This window comes from Natrinema ejinorense (genome assembly GCF_002494345.1).
GTDB lineage: Archaea > Halobacteriota > Halobacteria > Halobacteriales > Natrialbaceae > Natrinema > Natrinema longum.
The window spans coordinates 2,928,480-2,952,816 of sequence record NZ_NXNI01000001.1 but is presented as its reverse complement, the minus strand read 5'-3'; the positions used below and the strand labels follow the sequence as shown (position 1 = coordinate 2,952,816).

The following is a 24,337-nucleotide window of genomic DNA, read 5'->3' as shown; positions in this document are numbered from 1 at the left end:
CCGAGGGATGACTCGAACGCTGATGACGCGGGTCGCGTTCGATGCGACCCGACGAGGACGACCGCCGGCCGGCGAACGCACGGTACAGGGCCATGTGTCTCGAGTCCCTCGCCCCGGTATGGCTATTCCCGGCTACGATTCGAGTCGCGTCGCCGAATACACCCTCGAACAGGTGGGTGCCCGCGTCGCCGTCGTCGCGGGCGTCGTCCCCGACTCGTTCGACCTCGCAAAGAGCAGTCGCAAGCCGCCGATCGATGCGCTCGCGGATCCCGTCGACCTCGTGGCACTCGAGGAACTGAGGGCGATCGAAGCCATCAGGATCGCGCTCGTCTACGACCCCGTCGAACTGCCGCCCGGTGCGAGCCCGACCGACGTCGCGGTCGCCGTCGAAACCGGCGGTGGGTCGGAGACGCGACGAGCAGACGGCGACGCCGTCGACGACGGCTGGGTCCCCCTCGAGTCGACGGTCGATCTCGAGGAGACGACTGTGACGGCGGTACTGAACGACCGCCCGCCGGGTTCGACGGTCGTCGCGGGGTACGACGATCGGGACGAGGCGAGCGGCGAATCGACGGACTGATCGAACGAGAGAACGAGCCGACAGCACAGTGCGACGGGAGAGGGCGGCGGGCGGTCAGATCTCGGGTTCGATGTAGACCGTCTGAATCTGATCGTCGTGATCCCTCAGTGCGCGTTCGAGCTGGGTAATCCGCTCGTTGATCGTCCCGGCGTCGAGATCGGACTCGAACGCGACGTCGGCGGTGACGAGGAGTTCCTCGGCACCGAAGTAGACGGTTCGGAGGTCGACGAGTTCGGTGACGCCGTCCCAGTCGGCGACGATCCGTCGGAGTTCGTCCTCGTCGGCTTTCGGGAGGCTCTCGCCGAGGATGAGCCGCTTGTTCTGCCAGGCGAGCGCGAGGGCAAAGCCCATCAGCATGATGCCGATGAGGAGGGCCGAGCCGGCGTCGTAGACGGGGTTTCCGGTGGTCCGTGTGAGGTAGACGCCGAAGAGCGCGAACCCCGCACCGGCGAGGGCGATCGTGTCCTCGGTGAGCGCGGTCAGGGTCGTCACGTCGCTGGTCTTCGCGAACGCCTCGCGGAGGCTCGTCCAGCCGTGTACGTCCATCTGCCGACTGATTCCCTGGTAGGCCTTCCAGAGCGCGTAGGATTCGAAGAGGATCGCTCCGAGCAACACGGCGTAGTTGACGTAGACCGGATCGAACGTCGCTCCGAGCAACGTAATGTCTTCGTTGGCCCGGTGGACGCCGCCTTCTCTCAGCGCGCTGAGACCGTGACGGGCGCTCTCCCAGCCGGCGATACCGAAGAGCATGACGCTGACGAGCAGGCTATAGAAGAACTGCGCCTTCCCGTGGCCGAAGGGGTGCTCTCGAGTCGCTTCCTGTGCGCCGTACTTGATCCCGACCAGCAAGAGGACCTGATTGCCCGTATCCGAAATCGAATGGTACGTCTCCGACAGCATGGCGGGGCTCCCGGTGAGTGTGAAACCGCCGAATTTGAGAAGCGCGATCGCGCCGTTCGCAAACAATGCCGCGAGAACGACGGAAGTGCTACTGGCCATCGACGGCGACTACGAAGGGGCCCCCTAAAAGTGTAAGCGGTTCTAGAGCCGCCGCTCCGCAGTTTGGAGCCATCGCTGGCTTCAGCACCCGACCGGTCCGCAGTGGCGATCGCATCCGAAAGGAACCTGTCAGTGCCGAGCGAACGTCGACCATGATCGCGATCTTCTCGGACACGCACAGCAGCCGGGGCCACGAACTCGACGGAGCGGCCGTGACCGCGGCCCGCGAAGCTGACACCGTCGTTCACGCGGGTGACTTTACCAGCGAGACGGCACTGGAGGCCTTCCAACGGGAGTGTGATCGCCTGCTCGCGGTCCACGGAAACGCCGATAGTGCGGCGGTACGCGACCGTCTGCCGACGGCCCGCGTCGTCGAGGCGGGTGGCGTCCGAATCGCCGTCACGCACCGCCGGGACGGCGGCGAGACCGGACTCGCGATGTTCGGCCGTTCGCGAGGTGCGGACGTCGTCGTCTTCGGGCACAGCCACCGGCCGACGGTCGTCGAGACCGAGGACACCGTCCTGCTCAACCCCGGCAGCCACGCCGATCCGCGCGGGAATCGACCGGGGTTCGCTACCCTCGAGCCGTCGGCCGGCGGAACAGGCGGACTCGAGGGAGCGATTCGCGAGCCAAACGGAACCGTCCTCGAGACGTTCGACGTTCGGACCGGGACGGAGTAAGGGATGCGAGTCAGCGAACGCTCGGAACGTCGAGCGACGGCGAGTAGGAGCTTCCAGTGGCACTCTCAGCCGGCGTGTGGCTCGTGTTCGACGGGTAGCGGAGCCATCCCGACTCGAGGGCAGCGCCAGCGGGGACGTCGGGTGGGAGACCGGCGAACGGAGAGCGACCGTGGGAGTTCGGCTGTCAGAGGCGAACGGATCCACGGACAGCGTGATCGGCGGTGGGACGATTCGGGCAGCTGGCCCCGATCTCGAGGCCGGCCCTCGAAACGGGGAGGGAGGCGGGCCGACGATCGAGGCACATATCGACGGACGACCCGGCCGACGTTATAGTCAGCGCAAGCTGAAATCGAGGTTTTAGTTAGCGAAGAAGGGCCGGATTCCACCATCCGAGGTCGAAACTGTTAACCACACTAACAGTGTACTCGACGCGTATGCTGGACCTCATCACCGGTCTCCTCCCCGACGATCCGGTCATCATCGCGGTCGTCCTGATCTTGCTCGGGTTGGTCTTCTTCGCCTATCTCCTCCTCCGGCGGACCGTCCTCGAGTTCCGCGACGGGATGCGTGGGGATCGGTAAGCCGACCGTCCCACCTCAGGCGACGGCCGCTTCGATCCGCTCGAGCGCCCGCTCGACGTCATCGCGAGCGATATCGCGGTGCGTACAGAAGCGGACCGTCGTCGGTCCGAACGGCGTCGCCAGCACGTCTCGGTCGCGGAGGGACTCGAGGACGGCCGGCGGTTCGAGTCCCGTTCCCGAAACGTCCACGAGGACGATGTTCGTCTCCGGATCCTGGACCTTGAACCCGTCGACGTCGCTGAGTCCCTCGGCCAGGAGGCGCGCGTTCTCGTGATCCCTTTCGAGGGCGGCGGCGTTCTCGAGCGCCTCGAGAGCAGGCCCTGCGATAATCCCTGCCTGTCGCATTCCGCCGCCGAACAGCTTCCGGGTTCGACGTGCGCGCTCGATGAACGCCTCGCTGCCCGCGAGCATCGAGCCGACGGGCGCGCCCAGCCCCTTCGAGAGCGAACACATGACCGAGTCGACCGAGTCCGTGAGTTCGGTGACCGGCACGTCGAGCGCCGTCGCGGCGTTGAACAGCCGTGCGCCGTCGAGATGTACTGCGATGTCGCGCTCGCGGGCCGCCGTCGCCGCCGCATCGATGTTGTCTGGGTCGATCGCGAGTCCGCCGCGGGCGTTGTGCGTGTTCTCGAGACAGAGCAGTCCGGTGCCGGGCCGGTGCAGGTCTTCGTCGATCGCTGCTGTGGCGACCTGCTCGGGGGCGGGAACCCCGCGGTCGGTATCGAGCATTCGAACCTGTAGCCCGGAGTGCTGAGCCAGCCCGCCGAGTTCGTACTTCACGACGTGGCTCTGCCGGTCGGCGACTACCTCCTGTCCGTGCTCGGTGTGGACGCGGGCCGCGATCTGGTTCGCCATCGTCCCCGTGGGAAAGTACAGCGCCGCTTCGGTTCCGAGCCGGTCGGCGACGCGGGCCTCGAGTTCGTTCACGGTCGGGTCCTCGCCGTAGACGTCGTCGCCGACCGCGGCGGTGGCGGCTGCCTCGCGCATCGCCTCGTCGGGGGTCGTGACGGTGTCACTTCGGAGGTCGATCATGGGAACCTGTTCCCCGTTGTGAGTGAAATAGTCGGCGGCAGTCGCGCCGTCACTGCTCGTCGAGCACGTACTGGAACGCTCGCAACGTGTCGACACCCTGGTCGGTGAGGTGAACGCGTTTCCGGCGACCCACGGCCTCGAGTTCCACGTAGCCATCCGCCACCAGCGGCTCGAGGACGTGGCTGTCGAGCAGCCGATACTCGGCTTTCGCGTTGCTCGCATCGTGGTCCGCGAGGAAGGGGAGCGCCGCCGTCCGGCCGAAATCGATGAGGCCCTTCTTCGAGATCGGCCCGCGCTCCTCGAGATGGGCCAAAACGGCCACCTGCTCGCGCGACGGCCGGCCACTTACGTCCACCAACTCCGACAGGTCCCGTATGGAGACGGATACGGCGACGGGAACCCCCGCTGGCACGGTTTCCGATCACGAAACGATCGACGGAAGCGTGACGCTTCGGACCACCCACCCCGGCGGCAACGGTCGCGTCCTCGAGGTCGACGGCGACACGATTCGACTCGAACCCGAGACCCGGGATTCGACCCAGCAGTGGTTCTACTGGTACGTCGACGTCGAGAGCGATGTGGACCAGCCGCTCCGAATCGAGTTTCCCCACGACGAGGTGGTCGGCCCCCGCGGGCCGGCAGTGCGAACGGCCACGCCCTGTGGCGGTCCGATCGGGAACGGCGCGTGGAGCGAGTGGCACTGGCTCGGTGCCGACCATCGCATCGACGCGACGGCGTTCCGGTACGCGTTCGACGCCGACGAGCAGGCGCAGTTCGCGCTGTCGTTTCCGTATCAGCGCGCCGATTTCGACGCGTTCGCGTTCGAGTACGAGTCCGACCCCCGGCTATCCGTCGAGACGCTGACGACGACTGCGGGCGGCCGAGACGTCCCGGTCGTGCGTCTCGGTCCATCCGATGCCGACCACCACGTCGCGCTCGCGGCTCGCCACCACGCCTGCGAATCGACGGCCTCCTACGTCCTCGAGGGCGTCCTCCGGGAACTCCTCGAGAGCGAGGCGGCGGGATCGCTGCTCGAGACCCATCGCGTCCACGCCTACCCGTTCGGCGACCTCGACGGCGTCGAACGCGGCGATTCGGGGAAACACCGCGCACCCCACGATCACAACCGGGATTACGTCGACGCGAACGCCATCGCCGACCTCGCGCCGCTGTATCCGACCACGTCGGCGATCGCCGACGACCTGCGGAGACTCGAGTCTCCGACGCTCGCGATCGATTTCCACTGCCCGTTCAAATGGGGCGGCGATATCAACGACCGGCCGTTCTTCGTGACCGAGCCGACGGCCGCGAGCGCCGAACTACGGGGGCTCGCGGGGCGACTCGAGGACGTGACCCGGGACCGCGCCAGCGGGACTGAACCGACGCTCACCTACGATGCGAGCCCGGGCGTCGGACTGGCGAGTTTCGACGGCCAGTCGGGACTGCTGCACACCTTCGAGCGCTACTGTTCGCGGCTGGGTGCCGAGCCGGCCGTCACGCTCGAGGTTCCCTACGTCGGAACGGCGATGGACCCCGTGACACCGGCGAATGCTCGACAATTCGGGCGGGATCTGGCCGTCACGTTCGACGCGTGGGCACCGTCGGATACTCGCTAAGCGAGTCTCGTCGTCCGGCCGGCTTCACCACACACGGATCGACCCCGTGGCTCGACCTCGGCATCGCCTCGTGTCACGGATCACACCAAGCGAAACGTTCAATTGTACGTCATTTGTATCGCGACGTATGGTTCCCGCCCCGGATACCGGACCTCCTCCCGACGACGGCCCGTCGACGGCCGTCGACGGCTCGAGTGGCGACTCGGGCCCGTTCGCGCACCACGTCTCTCGCATCATCGACCGATTCGACGATCTCTGGCCGTTCGCCGTCGTGCCCCTGATCGTCTCGCTGCTCGAGTTCGAGAAGGTGCGACGAGCGCTCGGCCCCGCGGGGAGCGGGTTCTCGATCAACCTCGAACTGCTGTTGCCGAGCCCGCTGGTGACCCTGTGGCGGTTCGCCAAGCCGCCGGATCCCCCGCGCGTGACCACGCGATCGCCGCGTGACGAGCCGTTCGGCTCCCCCTCGTTCGGCGAGTCGACACCGAGCGGCGGAGCGACGACCCCTACCGGATCGGCCGGCTCCGGCGGGACCGACCTGATGATCGAAACGCCCGTCGAAACCGTCGGTGGTCCGCTCGAGGCGATCGGTACCCAGACGATGGTCTGGATCGGCCTCACGCTCGCCGCGTACGCGGTGCTTTCGGGAATCCTGATGGCGGCGTACGTCGGCGGCATCGATCGGCGACTCCGCAGCGAGCCGATCGCCCTCGGCTCGTGTGTCGTCACCTACGCGCCGCGATTCGTGCTGTACAATCTCGTCGTGTTCGGTGCGGTCCTACTGCTACTAGCACCCCTCGTTCTCGTCCCGCCCCCGCTCCTCATCGTCCTCGCGTTTCCAGCGGTCGTGATCCTCGGCTACGTCTTTTATCCCGTCCCGTTCCTGTTCGTCGTCGACGATACCCCGTTCCTCGAGGCGTTTCGCCGATCCGTTGGGCTTACCACCGCAGGCGGGCCGGTCCTCAGCTTCGCGTTCTGGCACGTCGTCGTCGGGGTCGTCTCCTCGTTTTTCATCTCCCTGTTCGTGAGCGTCGGCGGCGCGGGCTTCCTGCTCGCGTTGCTCGGGTCGGCACCACTCGCGCTGGTGCTGACCGCTGCGACCGTCTCGTTCTTTCAGACGCGCCTCGATGGCGACGGTCCCGACGCGGGAGAGGACGGCCACAGAACGGCCGGAACGGACGAATACGGATGGGCGGTCGACTGATACGGTCTCCTGTCCGTCAGTGCGGGTGGGACCGGGACCGCCCTGCGGACCCACCGGGACATCGGGACAGCAAACCGTAGCGCTCGAGGCGGGTCGATCGGTACGTTCCTCATCACGAACCGTTTTTTCCTCCCCCCGCAAATACCGGGGCATGGACCCGCGAATCCGCGAACACGCTGAGATCATCGCCAATCACTCGGTCGACCTGGAGGAAGGCGACAACGTCGTCGTCGACGCCCACCCAGTCGCAGAGGACCTGGTCGTTGCCCTCCATGAAGTGATCGGGGATCGGGGAGCGAACCCGATCACGACGAGCCAGCGAACCGGGAAACGCCAACAGCGTGCGTATCTCCGGGCCGCTGACGACGAGTTCGACACGCCGGAACACGAACTCGCGCTCATTCAGAACACCGACGTCTACATCGCCATCCGCGCCACGGACAACGTTACCCAGACCAGCGACGTCGATCCCGAAACCAGTGCCGCCTACCAGCAGGCCCAGCGCCCGATCCTCGAGGAACGGCTCTCAAAGCGCTGGTGTCTCACCCAGTACCCCGCGCCGGCCAACGCCCAACTCGCCGAGATGAGCACGGAAGGGTACGAGAACTTCGTCTGGGATGCCGTCAACAAGGACTGGGAGGCACAGCGCGAACACCAGGAGCACATGGTCGAGCTCATGGATCCCGCCGAAGAGATCCGGATCAAGAGCGGCGACACGACCGACGTGACGATGTCGATCGACGGCAATCCGACGATCAACGACCACGGCGAACACAACCTCCCCGGCGGCGAGGTCTTCACCGCACCCCAGCCCGACAGCGTCGAGGGCGAGGTCCTCTTCGACATGCCGCTGTACCACCAGGGCCGGGAGATCACCGATGTGTCCCTCGAGTTCGAGGGTGGCGAGGTCGTCTCCCACTCGGCAGCGAAGAACGAGGACGTGCTGACGGAAGTGCTCAACACCGACGACGGCGCGCGTCGACTCGGCGAACTCGGCATCGGGATGAATCGCGACATCGACCAGTTCACCTACAACATGCTCTTCGACGAGAAAATGGGCGACACCGTCCACATGGCCGTCGGCCGGGCCTACGACGACACCGTCGGTGAGGGCAACGAGACCAACGACTCCGCCGTCCACGTCGATATGATCGTCGACATGAGCGAAGATTCGTTCATCGAAGTCGACGGCGAAGTGGTCCAGCGAAACGGAACGTTCCGATTCGAGGACGGGTTCGAGGACGACGTTTGATCGGTGCGACTCCCTCGAGCAGTCGGCGACGACGGCCGCTCGAGTCTCGTTCAACCCGGCCGCTCGCGGTCGGCAGTGGGTCCGATGTGTCGTCCGATGACGGGGGACCGACTGTCGCCACGACTCGAGCGGGAAGTATCGGGCGGGTTTATGCTTCCGAACGGTCGATCACAGGTATGGCAATACTCGTCGCGTACGACGGCTCCGCGCCCGCACAGGAAGCGGTCGAACACGCGTTTACGACCTATCCGGACCAAGAGATCGTCCTGTTGCGTGTGATCGAAGCGGCGGAGGGATCGACGGGGGCCGGGATCAAACTGGCCCAGGAGATCTTTCGGGAGCGAGAGGAGAAGGTCTCCACGGAACTCCCGAAGGAGATTTCGGACCTGATCGGCGATCCCGATAGGGAGTTTCGGACCGAAACCGCCGTCGGGAAGCCCGCACGCGAGGTCGTCTCGTTCGCGGAGGAGAACGACGACATCGAGCACATCGTCATCGGAAGCCACGGCCGTGCCGGTCTCTCCCGCGTCCTGCTCGGCAGCGTCGCGGAAACGATCGTCCGACGGTCCCCGGTCCCGGTTACCGTCATCCGCTGAGACGGTCCCCTGTAGCGATGTACCGGCGACCCCGCGGACGAGTCCGTGGATCGCCGGCACTGCCCGACAGCGGTCCGTCCGGGGACACTCGAGGTGGGTCGACGAACGCGCCAGCGAGCTCGCGGAATCGTTCGGTTATCGGTGTTCACGCGTCCGTTCGTAGGCGTAGTCGAGCGCGTCCTCGAGCGAGCCGGGGCCGTCGTAGCTGGCCGAAAAGAGGTCCATGAATTCGGCGGCGATCCGGTCGCACCGCTCGAACGTCAGGACGGTCCTGACCTGCATCGTCTCGGAGAGGTCGAGCCCCGGATAGCTCGTCGCCGTCAACGTGTAGCCGGGGTGGTCCGCACCGTCGAGCGAGGCGGGCGCGACTTTCAGCCGCAGATCACCTGATTCGTGGAGATACGTCCGATACTGCAGTTCCCGGTCCGTGTCGGCAGGCGTATAGCTCCGACACTCTTCCGTGTTCCACTCGAGCGGCACGTCGGCTTCCATCGATCACTCATACCCACCGGACCGCTACGTTCGTATCGCAACGAGCAATATTATCGAACGATAGTCCAGTTACTCAACCATTGGTGGGTTCGATGCCCGAAAGAGGATTATATTCTGGACGAACGTATGCTATAGGTGGGGTTATTCGGATGAACGACGAATCGGATGCTCTCTCGCGATCGGTTCCTCGTTCGTGTCCCGTGATCGGCTGGCGATTTTCATCGTCGATTGGTGACGGCGAGTCGTCAATCGTCGCTCGAGGACTTCGCCCCGGGAACCGACTCCTCGTCGGCTTCGGGACTGACGCTGCCGGTCCGGTAGCCGTGGAGGTCGAGCGTGACGTGATCGAAACCGAGCGTCGAGAGCGCCGCGCGGACCGTCTCGACGAACTCCCGTTCCAGGGCGCGCTCGAGTTCGTCGGGTGCGACCTCGATGCGGGCGAGGCCGTCGTGGTCGCGGACGCGGAACTGATCGAACCCCCACTGTCGGAGCAGCGCCTCGGCCCGTTCGATCCGCGTCAGTCGGTCCTCCGTGACCTCGAGGCCGGTGGGGATTCTCGAGGAGAGACAGGCCATTGACGGCTTGTCGGCGACCGACAGGTCGTAGCGGGTGGCGATCTCGCGGACCTCCGATTTCGTGATGTCGTGGGCCAGCAGCGGCGAGTGGACGGCCAGTTCGTCGACCGCCCGGAGACCGGGCCGGTGACCCGCGCCCGGATCGTCGGCGTTGGTCCCGTCACAGACCGTGCCGACCCCGAGTTCGCGGGCGGTCTCGAGCATCTCGCCGAGTCGCATCGTCCGGCAGTGATAGCAGCGGTCGTCGTCGTTTTCGACGAAGGCGTCGCTCTCGAGTTCCGAGAAGGAGACGATCTCGTGGCGGATGCCGATCTCGTTTGCGACCCGCTTGGCGTCCTCGAGTTCGGCGGCGGGGAGCGTCTCGCTCTTTGCGGTACAGGCGATCGCGTCCTCGCCGAGGGCGTCGTGGGCGAGCGCGGCCACCACGCTCGAGTCGACCCCGCCGGAGAAGGCGATCACGACTCCGTCGCGGGCCGCGAGGTCATCGCGGGCGGCCTCGAGTTTCGCCTCGACAGTTGTCATGGACCGTCGTTCGAACCGAGCGGGCAAAAGGACGTTGTCGTCGACGCAACGATCCACGTTCCGTTGACGCAGTTGCCTCAGTCGTGGCGCTGCGAGCGGCCGTCGAGTTCGGAGACGACCGCCTGCAGTAAACAGCGTGCCAAGCGATTAAGAGACCGTCCGTGGTACCGCTGTCATCGAGAGTACTATGGCTGTCTCCGATCGATTACGACGCCTGCGCTCGATCACCGAGACGGAGGGGCACACCAGCGGCGTCGACGCCCACTCCCGCGAGGAACACGTCGCCGACGCGGTGGCCCGCGGGATACAGGGCGGGTTCGTCGCGACGCTGATCATGACCGCCTTTCGCCTCCCGCTCCTGCGATCGCTGCCGCCGTCGGCGAACTTCTGGTCCCAGTACGTCACCGGCGACGATCCCGACGGCCATCCGATCGCGGGGCTCGCGTTGCACCTGTTCTACGGCGTCAGTTCGGGCGCGCTCTTCGGCGGACTGTTCTCCCTGTACACCGCCGGTCGGTCCATCGAACCCGAACAGCGCGGGCTCGTCTGGGGCTCGGTCTACGGCATGGTCCTGTCGGCCTTCGGCATCCAGGTCATGCTACAGGAACTGCTCGACATCCGCCTCGAGGCCGACGAACTCGCGCTCTTTCACGCCGGCCATCTCGTCTACGGACTCTCGCTGGGAGCCTGGGTCGGCTCCCGAACCGAGGGCGTCGAGGACCCCGAACGGGAGTACGAGTACGACGACGGGAACTGAGAACGTCCCGTCTCTCGAGACGGCCGTTGCCGACAGGCCAACTCATAGGGCGCTTCGGGAGTACGAACGTACATGAACGATCGACGACTCGGCTCGACCGGAACGCACGTCTCCGAAGTCGGCCTCGGAACGTGGAACATCGGCGGCGATTGGGGCGACGTGGCCGACGAGACCGGCCGCGACGTCGTCCGCGCTGCCATCGACGCAGGGATCGATTTCGTCGACACCGCGGACGTGTACGGCGACGGCCGGAGCGAACGCCACATCGGCCACGTCCTCGACGAGCGCGACGCCCACGACGACGTGTTCGTCGCGACGAAAGCGGGACGACGGCTCGACCCCCACGAGGCCGACCGGTACGACGACGACCGCCTCTCTACGTTCGTCGACCGGAGCCGGGAGTACCTCCGCGAGGAGACGCTGGATCTCCTCCAGTTGCACTGTCCGCCGACGGCGGCCTACTACCAGCCGTCGACGTTCGAGGCGCTCGAGCGGCTACGAGAGGAGGGCAAGATCGCCCACGCCGGGGTCAGCGTCGAGAAAGTCGAGGAGGGGCTCAAGGCGATCGAGTACGACGTCGTCGAGACCGTCCAGCTCATCTTCAACCCGTTCCGGCAGCGCCCCAGGGAGTCGTTCTTCGAACAGGCCCGCAAGAACGACGTCGGCGTCATCGTCCGCGTCCCGTACGCCTCGGGGCTGCTGACCGGCGCGCTCGAGCGCGACCAGACGTTCGCCGAGGACGACCACCGCAACTTCAACCGCGAGGGCGAGGCCTTCGACGTCGGCGAGACGTTCGCGGGCGTCCCCTACGAGACGGGCCACGACGCCGTCGAGGCTCTCGAGCCCCACGTTCCCGAGACGCTGTCGCTGGCCGAGCTGACGCTGCGGTGGATCCTCGACCACGACGCGGTCTCGACCGTCATTCCGGGGACGACCTCGCCGGACCACGTCCGCGGCAACGCCGCCGCCTCGGAGCTGCCGCCGCTCTCGAACCAGGTTCACGGCGCGGTCCGGGACGTCTACGAGGAGTACGTGTTCGAACACGTCCACCACCGCTGGTAGGTCAGCAAGCGACGCTCCGTGACGGGCTCGAGCGCTCGCGCGGTCGGGCTTTCAAATCAGCGCCACGAGCAGCAAGACCCCGAGTGGAACGCCGACCGCCGTTGCAGCGGCCGATCGGGTCAGGTTCGCTTCGTGCTCGAGCCCACCGGTAAGCAGATACCACTGCCAGAGCACGGTGAGCACGGTCGCGAGCGCAAGGAACGGTTGGATCGGTGCGAACGCTGCCTCGATGACTTCCGGGCTGCCCTCGAGGTTCGTGATCGTCAGGTCCGAAAGGACGGCCTGCAGTGCGACGAGGCCGACGGTCAGCCGGAAGAATTCCGGCAACGCAGCCCAGCCTGCCAGCGCGAACGTGCCGGTGACCGACGGCGATCCGGCCGCGAGTCGCCCAGCCGCGAACAGGACGATACCGGCGAGTAGCCACATGACGAACGGGGCGACGACCATGTAACCGAGATAGTCGGTCACTGCCTCGGACACGAGCGATCCGGCGTCTCGTTCGATCGTCTCCGGCTCGTCACAGTCGCCGTCGAACGACGAATCGGGACCGTGTCCGTCGCATACCCACTCCGGCGGCCGGTCTGGGTTGTCCATCGTTACCGTCCCGTCGATCGCGCCGGCGAGCATCGAACCGAGCAACAGGGTCGACAGCCCGGCTGCGACGGCCAGGGCGACCACCACGCCAGCGGCGACGGGAAACGTAGCTGCCGGTTCGTGTTCTTCGAAGAACGTAGACGGGTCCCGGAGGAGCAACCAGAGTGACTGCGGGGCGGACCAGGCCATGATTTCTCTATGGAGAGATTAGCAAAATAACTGCTCCGATGATGCGAGCAGACTGGACGTGTTGCCGGCGACGACGGGATCGGTCGACGCTCGAGCGGCGAGTCGCCGGGGTGACGATGCAGGGACGATGCCGATCCGCCCAGCGCCGGTACCGTCGGCTCTGCCCGACTACGAGATCCACGAACCCGAGTTCTCGGGCACGACGACCGCGGAGTGGGACGAACCGCAACTCGAGGACGTCGACACTGACGACCTGAGCGAGGTCGGGGATCGTTTCATCCTCTCGGCCTCGGGGTTCCCGGCGGAGAACGTCACGGACCTGAAGCTCCCGACGGGAACCTCAACGGGAACGCCCTGCAGCCGGCGAAAAGCGGCGGCCACGGCGTCGGCGCGGTCGAGGACCTCGACGAGAGGACCCAAGACGAGATCGAGGACACGATCGACGACCTCGCGAACGAACACTTCGGAGCGGCCGACTTCGGCGACTACCCGGACACCGGCCGATCACCGCGGAACGCGTCTATAACGGCTCCCGATCGGACGAGGACGACCAGGCCGAGTAACAAGAGCCCGCGCTCCCAGTTTCCGCGGTCGAACTCTCGCGTCGCCGCTCCGAGGAGCGTGCGGATCGACAGCGATCGTATCGGTTTCGTCCCTAGCAGTGCCGTGACTGGCATATCCGTCCTTCCGTCCCCGACGAAATAACGACGATACCGGCGGACGCAAGCGGGTTTGGAACACACGAAGGCGTCGGCGCTCCGGTTATTCCGGGTCGAATCCGCCGACGAGGTGCTCGAGCGCGAACAGGGCGATCGCCCCGACCGCGGCCCACGCGGCCGTCAGTGCGATCGTCTCCGTCGTCCACGCGTGGGCCTCGGCGATGTTGTGCAACGGTGCCGGAACGGAGCCGGCGATGAGGCTCACCAGGAAGACGAGCGTCACCCCGCGGTTGCGGGCCAGCGCCGCGCGGACGACGCGGGCGATCGTCACGAGACCGACGAACCCACCGGCGACGAAGAGGGCGACGGTCGTTCCCGGATCGACGACGGCCCCGAGCGAACCGCCCGCGAGCAGGTCCGCGCCGGCGCGAACGAACGCGCTCAGCTCCCCCGAGAGGAAGACGTACTGGCCCAGCAGGATCAGGATGAGCGAGCCCGAGATCCCCGGCAGGATCATCGCGCTGATCGCGACCGCGCCGGCGAGGAAGATCACGACCGGCCCGCCGCCCGGTAGCCCGACGACGTCGGCGGCGACGAGCAACGCGAGCGTCGTGCCCACGGCTCCAGCGCCGACGTGTGTCGGCGAGGCGAACTCGAGGCTTCGACCGAGGGTGATCGCCGAGGCGGCGATCAGCCCGGTAAAGAAGCCGAATATCGCGATCGGGTGGGTCTCCGCGAGCGACGAGACGACGTCCGCGATGAGAACGACGGCAGTGACCATGCCGACGCCCAGCGGAACCAGAAACCCGAGATCCAACTTCAGTATCGCTTCCCGAGCTCGGGGTCGACGATCGGGGCGGTAGCCCCGGAGGATGGCGATCGCTCGATGGGGCGTGAACGCGGTGACGGCGGCGATCAGCCGGCCGTAGAAGCCAAGCAGGAGTGCGACGGTCCCGCCGGAGACGCCGGGGAGGGCGTCGGCCGTCCCCATGCAGAGCCCGTAGCCGTAGGCCCGGAGCAACTCGAGGCGGTCGACGACGACGTCGGATCGCTCATACTCCATGCGTCCGCTCCTGGAGGCTCCGGTTCGTGGCACCGATCGACCGTGTTCGGCTCCCTGGACAACTCGAGGCTGTCGGCAACTGTCGTCTCGAGCCCGAGCGACCGGACCGCCGTTTCGGCTGCATGCTCGATGGGGCGACGTGCGGCCGTATAAAAGTGTGACAACCTCGTCAGCGCGTGTGCCCCGAGCGCGGTGTCCGGACTCGAGAGGGAGTGATCTCAGGCCGGTCGTCCCATCGTGTACAGGAACATCGGTGTCAGTCCCGTGGCCCGCGGCGCGAAGAAATCCGTGACGACGTCGTCGTAGAACGTCAGCCCGGTCCCCCCGAGATCGCGGTGGGCGTACGTCCCCAGATACAGCCGACCGGCCGTCAGCGACGCCTCGAGCTGTGCCACCCGGTAGCCGCGATCCCCGAGTGCATCGACGATCGCCTCGAGGTCGGTCATGAAATAGAGACAGACCGCGGCGTCGGCGGCCAGCCGCTGATCCAGCGCGAGATGGCCCGCCTCGCTACGGAACTCGCCGGCTCGGAGCCGCTCGAGCTCGCCCGCCGCCGGGTGAGAGCGATACGTGCCCGGCTCGAGACCCTCGACGCCGATGACGACGAGATAGGGGTCGACGAACGACAGCGGCGGGTCCCCCTGCCGTCGGATATCCATCGGAACACCTCGAACGGCGCGGTCGAGGACCGTCGAGAGCTTCCGGAAACTGATCGACTCGCGTGCGTACTCTCGACAGGAGCCACGGCGACGGATCGTCTCGTGGAGCGGCCGGCTCGAGGCCGTCTCGCCATCGACCGGCTCGAGCGCGATCCGCTCGCCGTCGCCGGGTTCGCGGGTGCCGATCGGTGCCGCCGGTCGGTCGAATCGCCAGGAGTCCGCCGCGGCACCGCTTTCGAGGGTGCCGGCGGACCACGCTTCGTGGATCGTCGGGAACCTCTTTTCGGTCGGCGAAAGGGGCTCGGTGGCGTGGTCGATCGGCTCGAAGTCGGCCGAATCGGGATCGGAGCCGGATCCGGAAACGGAATCGCCCGTGCCGATCGGGACCAGTTCGAGGGGCGCTTCGCGCTCGGGCTCGAGTCCGAGCAGGTCGACGACGGGTCGGTCCGCGAAGCCGGTGACGACCGCGGCGCAGTAGTCGAGGGCGTGGGCGACCGCGAGCAGGTTCGCGAGCGTCGTGCCGGAGTCCCAGAACGCGTGGCGGAACGTCCGATCGCCGTACTTCCAGGCGTTTCGCCACCACGTCGAGGTCGCGACGAACGACAGCGGCGCGTCGGCGACGCTCTCGTCTGCGCTCGCACTCGCGAGCACGTCGCGGTAATCTCCCGCTCGGAGTACGTCGAGCGACAGCGTTCGAGGATCGAAGTGGTAGACGCCGGCCTCGAGGTCGGCCGTCGGACTGCCCGACCCGTCGGTTCCTTCGAGATCGCCACAGACGACGTACAGGTCGACGTGGTAGAGCGCGCCGGTCGTCGCTGCAGCGCGAAACAGCAGTGAACGGCCGCGCCTGTCGATCCGCTTCGTGATACCCGCAGCGTAGTAGCAGAGGGTCACGACGGTCTCGCGGTCGAGTTGCCGATGGTGGTTCGGAGTGCCGTCGGGTGTCGACTCCGCGATCGCCGCCAGCGCGGGTTGCTGGGGCGGCCGAATTTGATCGACAAGCGGTCGCTTCGGGCGGTCCACGTACTCCTTGTACGGACGTGGCTTGTTGTCGAAATCGAGCCCGCGTCCGCCCTCGCGGACGCTTCTGGGCGAGTGTTTCGTCCGGTCGTGGTACTCGAGCGCGCCGACTGGCATGCGTCGGGCTACCACGTCCGCCACGAAAAGCCCGGGCGGGAACTTTTTCTCGCTCCGGTTTGATACGCACCTCGAGAACATGGACCTCGAGTCGATTCCGGGCGTCGGCGAGAAGACGGCCCGAGCGCTGGCCGAACTCGACGATCCCGAGCGCGCGCTGCGGACGGGTGACGTGGAAGCGATCGCGACCGCGCCGGGGATCTCGCAGGGCCGAGCGGCCCGGATCGCACGCGGTGCGATCCGACTCGAGCACGACGACCCCGGCGGGTTTCTCGCGACCGATCGGGCGCGCGAGGTCTACCGCGACCTCCTCGATCTGCTCGAGGAGCGCACCGTGACCGATTACGCGGCCCAGCGACTCGAGACGATCTATCCGAGCCCGCGCCGATCGCGCATCGACGAGGTACAGGCGTTCGCCCGTGAGGCGCTCGAGCGCGACCCCGATCCCGACGTGCTCGAGGCCCTCGAGGGGGTCGAACCGCTCCAGGAACCCGGCGACGTGCGGGTTCGGGAGCGGTGTCTGGCGACGACCGACGCCGAGCGCTACTCGGCGGCCCGGGAGGCGGTCCCGGAGCTTTCCGTCGAGATCGTCGAGGACGCACAGGGGCTGGCCGAACTCGCACGGGGGTACGCGACCGTCATCGCCCTCGACGAATCCTTCGCCGGCGTCACCCTCGAGGGGGACGTACAGGTCCGACCCGACGCGCTCGACGCCCCGGCGGAGATCGTTCCCGAGCGGCCCCTCGCCTTCTTCGCGCGCAACCGAACCCGGCTGCAGGCGGCCGCCGCGGTCCATCGGACCGCCGGGCTCGAGACGCCCTGCGACCTCGATGCGCTCGAGGACGGCCTCTCGCGGCTCGACGAGGACGGGACGGTCGCGGGCGACGACGAACTCGACCGGCTGACGACGGCCGTCGACGATCTCGACGCGGCGGCGGATGCGGCCGAAAGCGTCGCCAACGATCACCTCCGGGCGGCGATCCGCGAACAGGACGTGACGATCGAGGGCTCGGATCTGCTCTCGCTGGTCGAGCGCGGAGCCGGCGTCGACTCCCTGCTCTCGCGGGAGCTCGCCGACGAGTACGCCGCGGCGATCGAGGCCGCCCGCGATCATCTCGTCGACGCGCTCGATCTCGAGCAGGGCGAGGCCGAGATCGCCCGCCGGACGTTCGGCGACGAGCCGACGTTTCCGGTCGAACGCGACGAGGACGTGGTCGGGCGGCTGCGCGAGGAGCTCACCGCGGCAAAGGATCGCCGTGCGGGCCGGCTCAAACGCGAGCTCGCAGCCGATCTCGCCGACCAGCGCGAGGGAGCCCGCCAGCTCGTTCGGGACGCCCTCGAGCTCGACGTCGAACTCGCCATCGCCCGCTTTGCCCGCGAGTTCGAGTGCGTGATGCCGGAATTCGTCGCTGACGGTGCCGCGGCTGACGTGGGGTTCGCGATCGAGGGCGGCCGCTCGCCCCTGCTCGAGGAACCGCTCGAGGCCATCGATCCGGTCGATTACGACGTCTCGGGCGTCGCCCTGCTCTCGGGGGTCAACAGCGGCGGGAAGACCTCCACGCTGGATTTGGTCGCGAGCGTGGTGATTCTGGCACACATGGGACTGCCCGTCCCCGCCGAGGGCGTTCGCCTGCGCCGGTTCGACGACCTGCACTATCACGCCAAGACCCAGGGAACGCTCGATGCGGGCGCGTTCGAGTCCACCGTCCGGGAGTTCGCTGACCTCGCACAGGGTGGCGAGGGCTCGCTGGTACTGGTCGACGAACTCGAGAGCATCACCGAGCCCGGTGCGTCGGCGAAGATCATCGCCGGCATCCTCGAGGCGCTCGCCGAGAACGGCGCGACGGCGGTGTTCGTCTCGCATCTCGCGGGCGAGATCCGCGAGATGGCCGGATTCGACGTGACGATCGACGGGATCGAAGCCGTCGGGCTCGTCGACGGCGAACTCGAGGTGAACCGCTCACCGGTCAAGGATCACCTCGCGCGGTCGACGCCGGAGTTGATCGTCGAGAAACTGGCAGACGAAGCGCGAGACGAGGACCTCGCAGCCAACGGCGGCGTGCCGGACGACGACGGGGGCGAGCCGGAACCCGTCTTCTACGATCGGCTGCTCGAGAAGTTCGAGTAACGCCCTGCGACGGAGCGACGAAAAACGCGCTGGTGTCGAGGTCGGTTTGACGTCACCGACGTAGTGGTCCGAAACGGTGGTTTGTGCAAAAACGCGGCCACCGTGCTTTTTCGTCGGTTGTCCACACTGGGAAACGGCCGTCAGTCCCCTCGCTGTGCAACGCCCATGACCGTTCGTGATACCCTGCCCCCGGCGAGTGCACAGAGCGCCGCCAGTAACGCACTGAATGTGATCACGAAGAGAGACCATAGCACTCCCACCACGATCGCGAGAGCCAGAACGTCGAGCGGGGCTGAAAGCTCCGAGGCGACGAGGTCCGCGGAGGACCACACCACCGGGACGCCACCGACGGCCCCGGTCCGAAGGCCGGCGCGTTTCACAGAGCCAGAGTGCGTTCCATAATATAGCCCAGACGCGAACCCGGCTACGAGAACCGGACTTAAGTTGATTATCGCCGGGTCTGCTGTCAGAATCAGCGTGAACGGTATCGAGGCAATGCCGAGGAGAACATCCACCCCCATGTAGCGATTTTGGAACGAGGGGGTATTACTGGTGACATTCATGGTTCCGCTGAGTACACATGTCGTTCCATTGCCAAGTACTTTTGTGAGTTCCATCGATGTCGCCCTCCGACTCGTCGTTGACGGCGAAGAACTCGACGGACGCGCGTACGAATGGGTCGAAGCTGCCGTCGAGAAGGCGCGCTCGAGAAGTTCGAGTAACCTTCGCGTCCCGGTGCTACGTGGCTCCCCGACGGCGGCCCCACCGATCGGTCGTCGTCGCCGTCATTCGTGCCAGTCCAGAATCCGCTGTTTCCCCCACTGTTCGTCCTCGTCGCTCGACTGCCCGGTGACCTCGGCGAGCGAGTCGGCCTCCTGGTCCTCGAGGAACGCGGCGAGTTCGTCGACGTACGTCGCGACGGCCTCGAGCGTCTCCTGGTCTTGCAGCGCGAACGCCTCTTTGGTCGTATCGGGCATCCCGTCGGGTGCCACGTACGTCTCCTTCCGGGCGTAGTCGCCGATTCCCCGCAGGGTCTCCGGCGGGAGGTCGTCGAACTGCTCGCTCAAGAAGTCGGGAATCATGTCCGGTGGGGTCGGTAATGTCATCGGTATTCCCTAAATTAATATAATGTATATTGAGTCTTGTGGGCGTGTCGTTCTGTAACTTATACCACGGTCGTCCGAGCGCAGAACGGGCCACCGAACCATTAAGACGCTGCGGAAGCAGGGTGAAAGTGATGGGAGACGACCCCGAGGAGGGGATGTTGTCGTGGGACGAATCCGTGTTCAGAGACGAGCACGTCTTCGAAATCGACTACGTCCCCGAGACGTTCAAGCACCGCGAGGGGCAGACCCAGAGCCTGACGTACGCGTTGCGTCCGGCGGTGCGAGGGTCGCGACCGCTGAACGTCGTGGTTCGAGGGCCACCGGGCACCGGAAAGACGACGGCGATCCAGAAGCTCTTCGACGAGGTGGGTGCCCAGACGAGCGAGGTCCGGACGATCCGAGTCAACTGCCAGGTCAACGCCACCCGGTATTCGGTTTTCTCGCGACTCTTCGAGGGAACCTTCGACTACGAGCCCCCGTCCTCTGGCATCTCGTTCAAGAAGCTGTTCGGCCAGATCGCCGAGAAACTCGTCGAGGAGGACAGGGTCCTCGTCGTCGCGCTCGACGACATCAACTACCTCTTCTACGAGAACGAAGCGTCGGATACGCTCTACTCGCTGTTGCGCGCCCACGAGGAGTATCCCGGCGCGAAGATCGGCGTTATCGTGGTCTCCTCGGACCCCGCACTGGACGTAATCGACGAACTCGACTCGCGGGTCCAGAGCGTCTTCAGACCGGAGGACGTCTACTTCCCGGTCTACGACCAGCCCGAAATCGTCGACATCCTCGAGGAGCGTATCACGCGCGGCTTCCACGAGGGCGTCATCGGCCGGGGCACCCTCGAGTACGTCGCCGAACTCACCGCCGAGAGCGGCGATCTGCGGGTCGGCATCGACCTGTTGCGCCGCGCGGGACTCAACGCCGAGATGCGAGCCAGTCGCACCGTCGAGCGCCAGGACGTCGAGGACGCCTACGAGAAGTCCAAGTACATCAACCTCTCGCGAAGCCTCTCCGGATTGACCGACACCGAACGGACGCTGCTCGAGGTGATCGCCGAGTACGACGGCGAACGGGCCGGCGACGTCTACGAAGCGTTCCACGATCGGACCGAGCTTGGCTATACGCGCTACTCCGAGATCGTCAACAAACTCGATCAGCTCGGCCTCATCGACGCCGATTACGCGGACGTCGACGGCCGGGGGCGCTCGCGGTCGCTCTCCTTGTCCTACGAGAAAGAGGCGGTGTTGGACCGACTCGAGTGATCCCCGGCCGAAGGCGGTTCGAGACGACTTCCTCAGACGCCCCAGATGACGGCGATCCCGACTGTGGTCACGATCGCGAGCAGTAGCTGTAGCGGCCCGCCGACTTTCAGGAAGTCGGTGAATTTGTACCCGCCGGGACCGTAGACCATCAGATTCGTCTGGTACCCCACCGGCGTCATGAAGGAGGTCGCGGAGGCGAACATCACCGCGAGGAGGAAGGAAAACTGTGCTGCGCCCAGGCTCCCCGCAGCGTCGACCGCGACGGGGATCATCAGGACCACCGTCGCGACCGGCGTGATGACGTTCGCGAGCAGTCCGGTCACGATGGTAAACAGCAACAGGACCGCGATAAGCGGGAGGAACTCGGCAGTGGCGACCAGTCCACCGGCGATGACCTCCGAGCCGCCGGTCGCCTCGAGGGCGACGCCGAGGGGAATCACGCCGGCCAGCAGGAACACGATGTTCCAGGAGACGGCATCGTACGCCTCGCTCGTCGACAGACAGCCGGTCACGATCATGAGGAAGACCCCGGCGAACGCCGCGATGACGATGGAGACGAGACCGAGCGCGGCGGTCCCGACCACGCCGGCCATGATGGCGAGCGCGACCGGCGTCTTCGGCGACAGCGGCGCGATTTCCTCGACCCGCTCCTCGAGCAGCCGGTCGGAGGCGTCGTCGACGACGACGAGATCGCCGGTTTCGGTCACGTGCCGGATCGTCCCGGGGACCGTCTGGACCAGCAGGAGGTCGCCGGCCTCGAGCGTCCGCTCCTCGAGGTTGGTCCGGAGCAGTTCGCCGTCGCGACGGATCGCGAGCACGGTCAGCTGATAGAACTCCCGGAGGTGCGTCTCCGAGAGCGTCTTCCCGACGAACGGCGATTCGACCGGAACGATCGTCTTTGCGAGTTGCTCCTCGCCCGCCGACCCGTCGAACGTCTCCTCGGTGACCGATTCACGATGGAGTTGCCGCAGGTTCTGGCACTCGACGAACCGATTGACCGCCTGCAAGGTGCCGTGTACCGTGAGTACGTCGCCCTCTCGGATCCGCCGGCCCGACTCGAGCACTGCGGTCGGGTCGTCCTCCCGGACACGCTGCTGGCTCTCTGCTTTCACGTCGCTTCGTGATCCGACGGCTCTATCGCGGTGGGCCTGCGTATCACGCTCCGCCCCGTCGACGCTGGCCTCCGAACCGGCGTCGCTATCCGACTCGAGTTCGCCGTCGCCATCGTACTCGAGCACGCGCTCGTTTTCGGCAGGGCTGGCTTCGTGGCTGCCGTCCCGACGGTGCTGGAGCACGCGCACGTCCGCGCCGATCTGCTCCTCGAATTCCTCGACCGTGAGTCCGATCGGCGTCGAATCGGCGTCGACGCGGACCTGTGTGAGGTGGTCCTCGAGATCGAACTCCTCGACGAGGTCCGCGTCGACCGGGATTCGCGCGGGTGTCAGCCACCGGCCGACGGTCATGAGGTAGGCGAGGCCGACGACCAGAATCACGAGACCGAGCCCCGAGAACTCGAACATGCTGATCGGCCCTCGATCGAGCAGGGCGGCGGCGAACTCGCTCGCCAGCAGGTTCGTCGAGGTGCCGACGAGCGTCAGTGTGCCGCCGAGGATCGCCGCGTACGAGAGCGGCAAGAGCAGTTTCGACGGCGACATCCCGTTCTTCTCGGCGAGATCCGAGATCATCGGGATGAAGATCGCGACGACCGGCGTGTTGTTGATAAAGCCCGCGATCGGCCCCGTCGTGGCGATCGTCGCCGCCAGCGCCCGGGTTTCGTCGCCGTCCGTGAACGCAGCGAGCGAGAGGCCGAGTCGCTGGACCACGCCCGTTCGCTGGATGCCCGCGCTGAGCATGTACATCGCGACGATCGTCACCGTCGCGGTGTTGGCAAAGCCCGAGATCGCCGCCCGGTGGCCCACGCCGGTCAGCGGCTCGAGCGCCGCCAGCGAGACGATGATCCCGATCGCCGTCACGTCGTTGGGAATGAGCTCGGAAACGAATAGGACGAGGGCGACGGCGATGAGTCCGAACACCACCAGCACGCCCCCCGATAGCTCCGCGCCGATCATCGTGTGCCGTCCGGTAGACCGTCACCAGTCATACCCTCGTGTCTGTGAGCTATTGCTAAATCTATGTTTCGAGAGGGAGTCGACGAGAGTGAAGTCGGGGCGGTCGTCGATCAGTTCGAGCAGGACGGCTTCGAGTTGCTCGCGGTGACGGCCGCCGATGTCGACGGCGTGGGGCGGTTGCCGGAAGGGTACCGGCCGTGAGCGTCGGCGTTACGCTTGCTCGACGGTTTCGCGGTAGTCTTCGACCGTTTCGATCGCCGATTCGACCTTGTCCGCGGTGTCGCCGTCCGCCCGTTCGCGGACCTGTCGGAGCGTGTTGAGTCGCTCGTCGAGGATGGCGTGGTCCGGTGCGGTGTCGCTCGTCGCGTAGTCGGCGAACGCGTCCGTCGTTTCACGAATATCTTCCCGAACGTCGTCGCTGTCGGCCGACTTCGCCGCTTCCTCGAGGTCGTCGCGGGCCTGCTGGAGTTGCTCCGTCATGGGCGACACCTCTCCGACCCGATCCATAACGATTGGGCGAGCAATGGCCACGTCCGGTCGGTCCCGCAACGACGGGGTGGCGGGGGTCCGATTGGCGGCTGTAGGGTCCCTCAAACCGCCGCCGCGTCGCGATACGCGCGTCCTTCCGGCGACAGGGAACGCATACGCGACCGTCACGGATCGGAAACGTCAGCACTACTCGTGAGACGAACTATCGGCTTTTTTCGACCGTGGTCCTCCGGCTCGGGTGCATCATGCCAGTAACACGACGCACTGCCCTGAAGACGATGGGGATCGCGGGTGGATTGACTGCAGCGAGTGGAACCGTTCTGGCCGCCGGCGAACACGAACACGACGAGCGGCCGACCTCCGACGAGAAACCGACCGACGACACGACTCCGGGCGCGGCCGTCCGGGTCGCACACTTCTCTCTGGACGCACCGAACGTCGACGTCTACGTCGACGACGATCGCGTGCTCGCGGACGTCGCCTACGGGGACGTCTCGCCGTACCTCGAGATCGAGCCGGGAACGTACGCGGTCACGATTACGGCCGCCGGCGATCCGGAGACGGTCGCGTTCGAGGGCGACGTCACGTTCGGAGCCGCGTTCTACACCGTCGCCGCGATCGGCGAGCTCGGTGCCGAGACGTTCCAGCCGGCGGTGCTCGTGGATGCCGGGTCGGCACTCGTCCGCCTCGTTCACGCCGCACCCGACGCACCCGCCGTCGACGTTTACGCCGACGGCGAGCCGGTCTTCGAGGACGTTTCGTTCACCGATTCGACGGACTACGTCGCAGTCCCCGCCGGCGCACGCACCGTCTCGGTCCGACCGGCCGGCGGTGATTCGGCGTCAACCGTCGCGTCCTTCGACGTGACGCTCGAGCAGGGGACGGCGTACACGGCCTACGCGATCGGGTACCTCGAGCCGCCGGCGGATGCGACCGATCGCGCGTTCACCGTCGAGACGACGGTCGACGGGCCGATGGCCGACGCAGACGGATCCGACGACGGCTCTCACGACTAGCGGAGTCGGTACAGCCGGTTT

At 66.5% G+C, this 24,337-nt stretch carries 26 protein-coding genes; 13 read left to right on the top strand and 13 right to left on the bottom strand.

Annotation, left to right across the window (positions count from 1 at the left end; genetic code table 11):
• Positions 1-118 precede the first annotated feature (118 nt).
• Positions 119-580 carry a hypothetical protein gene (locus CP557_RS14685; protein ID WP_097380595.1) on the top strand — a complete coding sequence of 154 codons (462 nt, stop codon included), beginning with the start codon at positions 119-121 and terminating at the stop codon, positions 578-580.
• Positions 581-634: 54 nt separating this feature from the next.
• Here the strand turns inward: CP557_RS14685 and CP557_RS14680 are convergent, their stop codons facing one another.
• Positions 635-1,579 carry a cation diffusion facilitator family transporter gene (locus CP557_RS14680; protein WP_097380594.1) on the bottom strand — a complete coding sequence of 315 codons (945 nt, stop codon included), beginning with the start codon at positions 1,577-1,579 and terminating at the stop codon, positions 635-637.
• 152 nt (positions 1,580-1,731) lie between these two features.
• Between CP557_RS14680 and CP557_RS14675 the strand changes: the two genes are divergently transcribed.
• On the top strand, positions 1,732-2,259 hold the full coding sequence (locus tag CP557_RS14675; RefSeq protein WP_097380593.1) for a metallophosphoesterase: 528 nt from the start codon (positions 1,732-1,734) through the stop codon (positions 2,257-2,259).
• Between the two features lie 434 nt (positions 2,260-2,693).
• Positions 2,694-2,840 carry a DUF7859 family protein gene (locus CP557_RS22630; protein ID WP_169924391.1) on the top strand — a complete coding sequence of 49 codons (147 nt, stop codon included), beginning with the start codon at positions 2,694-2,696 and terminating at the stop codon, positions 2,838-2,840.
• A gap of 15 nt (positions 2,841-2,855) precedes the next feature.
• On the opposite strand, the gene CP557_RS14670 is transcribed toward CP557_RS22630, so the two are convergent.
• Together CP557_RS14670 and CP557_RS14665 are read right to left on the bottom strand one after the other, a co-directional pair.
• Positions 2,856-3,872, bottom strand: coding sequence for a threonine aldolase family protein (locus CP557_RS14670; protein ID WP_097380592.1), 1,017 nt, complete (start codon positions 3,870-3,872; stop codon positions 2,856-2,858).
• A 49-nt stretch (positions 3,873-3,921) separates the two neighbouring features.
• Positions 3,922-4,227: a DUF6293 family protein gene (locus tag CP557_RS14665; RefSeq protein WP_169924390.1), complete on the bottom strand. Its 306-nt coding sequence runs from the start codon at positions 4,225-4,227 to the stop codon at positions 3,922-3,924.
• Between the two features lie 19 nt (positions 4,228-4,246).
• Here CP557_RS14665 and CP557_RS14660 point away from each other — a divergent pair, with 19 nt between their 5' ends.
• From CP557_RS14660 to CP557_RS14645, 4 genes are all read left to right on the top strand, one after another.
• Positions 4,247-5,488: a M14 family zinc carboxypeptidase gene (locus tag CP557_RS14660; RefSeq protein WP_097380590.1), complete on the top strand. Its 1,242-nt coding sequence runs from the start codon at positions 4,247-4,249 to the stop codon at positions 5,486-5,488.
• A 127-nt stretch (positions 5,489-5,615) separates the two neighbouring features.
• Positions 5,616-6,689 carry a hypothetical protein gene (locus tag CP557_RS14655; RefSeq protein ID WP_097380589.1) on the top strand — a complete coding sequence of 358 codons (1,074 nt, stop codon included), beginning with the start codon at positions 5,616-5,618 and terminating at the stop codon, positions 6,687-6,689.
• A 151-nt stretch (positions 6,690-6,840) separates the two neighbouring features.
• Positions 6,841-7,941: an aminopeptidase gene (locus CP557_RS14650; protein WP_097380588.1), complete on the top strand. Its 1,101-nt coding sequence runs from the start codon at positions 6,841-6,843 to the stop codon at positions 7,939-7,941.
• 176 nt (positions 7,942-8,117) lie between these two features.
• Complete coding sequence (locus CP557_RS14645) at positions 8,118-8,537, top strand: universal stress protein (protein ID WP_097380587.1); 420 nt, start codon at positions 8,118-8,120, stop codon at positions 8,535-8,537.
• A 135-nt stretch (positions 8,538-8,672) separates the two neighbouring features.
• Here CP557_RS14645 and CP557_RS14640 read toward each other — a convergent pair whose 3' ends face one another.
• Both CP557_RS14640 and larE read right to left on the bottom strand, forming a co-directional pair.
• Positions 8,673-9,029 (bottom strand): hypothetical protein, encoded by a 357-nt coding sequence (locus CP557_RS14640; RefSeq protein WP_097380586.1) that lies wholly within the window; start codon positions 9,027-9,029, stop codon positions 8,673-8,675.
• A gap of 245 nt (positions 9,030-9,274) precedes the next feature.
• Positions 9,275-10,126 carry an ATP-dependent sacrificial sulfur transferase LarE gene (gene larE / locus CP557_RS14635; RefSeq protein WP_097380585.1) on the bottom strand — a complete coding sequence of 284 codons (852 nt, stop codon included), beginning with the start codon at positions 10,124-10,126 and terminating at the stop codon, positions 9,275-9,277.
• Positions 10,127-10,313: 187 nt separating this feature from the next.
• Here larE and CP557_RS14630 point away from each other — a divergent pair, with 187 nt between their 5' ends.
• Positions 10,314-10,883: a DUF6789 family protein gene (locus tag CP557_RS14630; RefSeq protein ID WP_097380584.1), complete on the top strand. Its 570-nt coding sequence runs from the start codon at positions 10,314-10,316 to the stop codon at positions 10,881-10,883.
• Between the two features lie 72 nt (positions 10,884-10,955).
• Positions 10,956-11,945: an aldo/keto reductase gene (locus tag CP557_RS14625; protein WP_097380583.1), complete on the top strand. Its 990-nt coding sequence runs from the start codon at positions 10,956-10,958 to the stop codon at positions 11,943-11,945.
• A 51-nt stretch (positions 11,946-11,996) separates the two neighbouring features.
• Here the strand turns inward: CP557_RS14625 and CP557_RS14620 are convergent, their stop codons facing one another.
• From CP557_RS14620 to CP557_RS14605, 4 genes are all read right to left on the bottom strand, one after another.
• Positions 11,997-12,728, bottom strand: a complete 732-nt coding sequence (locus CP557_RS14620; RefSeq protein WP_097380582.1) for a Yip1 family protein — start codon at positions 12,726-12,728, stop codon at positions 11,997-11,999.
• A 485-nt stretch (positions 12,729-13,213) separates the two neighbouring features.
• Entirely contained in the window at positions 13,214-13,405 is a 192-nt protein-coding gene (locus CP557_RS22625; protein WP_169924308.1) for a hypothetical protein, read from the bottom strand.
• Positions 13,406-13,490: 85 nt separating this feature from the next.
• Positions 13,491-14,450: a DUF368 domain-containing protein gene (locus CP557_RS14610; protein ID WP_097380581.1), complete on the bottom strand. Its 960-nt coding sequence runs from the start codon at positions 14,448-14,450 to the stop codon at positions 13,491-13,493.
• Between the two features lie 218 nt (positions 14,451-14,668).
• Entirely contained in the window at positions 14,669-16,246 is a 1,578-nt protein-coding gene (locus CP557_RS14605; protein ID WP_097380580.1) for a SagB/ThcOx family dehydrogenase, read from the bottom strand.
• Positions 16,247-16,325: 79 nt separating this feature from the next.
• Between CP557_RS14605 and CP557_RS14600 the strand changes: the two genes are divergently transcribed.
• On the top strand, positions 16,326-18,374 hold the full coding sequence (locus tag CP557_RS14600; RefSeq protein WP_097381660.1) for a MutS-related protein: 2,049 nt from the start codon (positions 16,326-16,328) through the stop codon (positions 18,372-18,374).
• 140 nt (positions 18,375-18,514) lie between these two features.
• On the opposite strand, the gene CP557_RS14595 is transcribed toward CP557_RS14600, so the two are convergent.
• Positions 18,515-18,991 carry a DUF5518 domain-containing protein gene (locus CP557_RS14595; protein WP_143825078.1) on the bottom strand — a complete coding sequence of 159 codons (477 nt, stop codon included), beginning with the start codon at positions 18,989-18,991 and terminating at the stop codon, positions 18,515-18,517.
• A gap of 168 nt (positions 18,992-19,159) precedes the next feature.
• Complete coding sequence (locus CP557_RS14590) at positions 19,160-19,480, bottom strand: hypothetical protein (protein ID WP_097380578.1); 321 nt, start codon at positions 19,478-19,480, stop codon at positions 19,160-19,162.
• A gap of 131 nt (positions 19,481-19,611) precedes the next feature.
• On the opposite strand from CP557_RS14590, the gene CP557_RS14585 reads away from it, so the two are divergent.
• Positions 19,612-20,742 carry an ORC1-type DNA replication protein gene (locus CP557_RS14585; RefSeq protein WP_097380577.1) on the top strand — a complete coding sequence of 377 codons (1,131 nt, stop codon included), beginning with the start codon at positions 19,612-19,614 and terminating at the stop codon, positions 20,740-20,742.
• Between the two features lie 32 nt (positions 20,743-20,774).
• Here the strand turns inward: CP557_RS14585 and CP557_RS14580 are convergent, their stop codons facing one another.
• A complete protein-coding gene (locus CP557_RS14580) occupies positions 20,775-22,811 on the bottom strand; it encodes an SLC13 family permease (protein ID WP_097380576.1) in 2,037 nt (678 codons plus the stop codon).
• Between the two features lie 63 nt (positions 22,812-22,874).
• On the opposite strand from CP557_RS14580, the gene CP557_RS22620 reads away from it, so the two are divergent.
• Positions 22,875-23,012, top strand: coding sequence for a hypothetical protein (locus CP557_RS22620; RefSeq protein WP_169924389.1), 138 nt, complete (start codon positions 22,875-22,877; stop codon positions 23,010-23,012).
• 9 nt (positions 23,013-23,021) lie between these two features.
• Here CP557_RS22620 and CP557_RS14575 read toward each other — a convergent pair whose 3' ends face one another.
• On the bottom strand, positions 23,022-23,291 hold the full coding sequence (locus CP557_RS14575; protein WP_097381659.1) for a DUF7553 family protein: 270 nt from the start codon (positions 23,289-23,291) through the stop codon (positions 23,022-23,024).
• Between the two features lie 287 nt (positions 23,292-23,578).
• Here CP557_RS14575 and CP557_RS14570 point away from each other — a divergent pair, with 287 nt between their 5' ends.
• Entirely contained in the window at positions 23,579-24,316 is a 738-nt protein-coding gene (locus CP557_RS14570) for a DUF4397 domain-containing protein (RefSeq protein WP_097380575.1), read from the top strand.
• Positions 24,317-24,337: the final 21 nt, after the last annotated feature.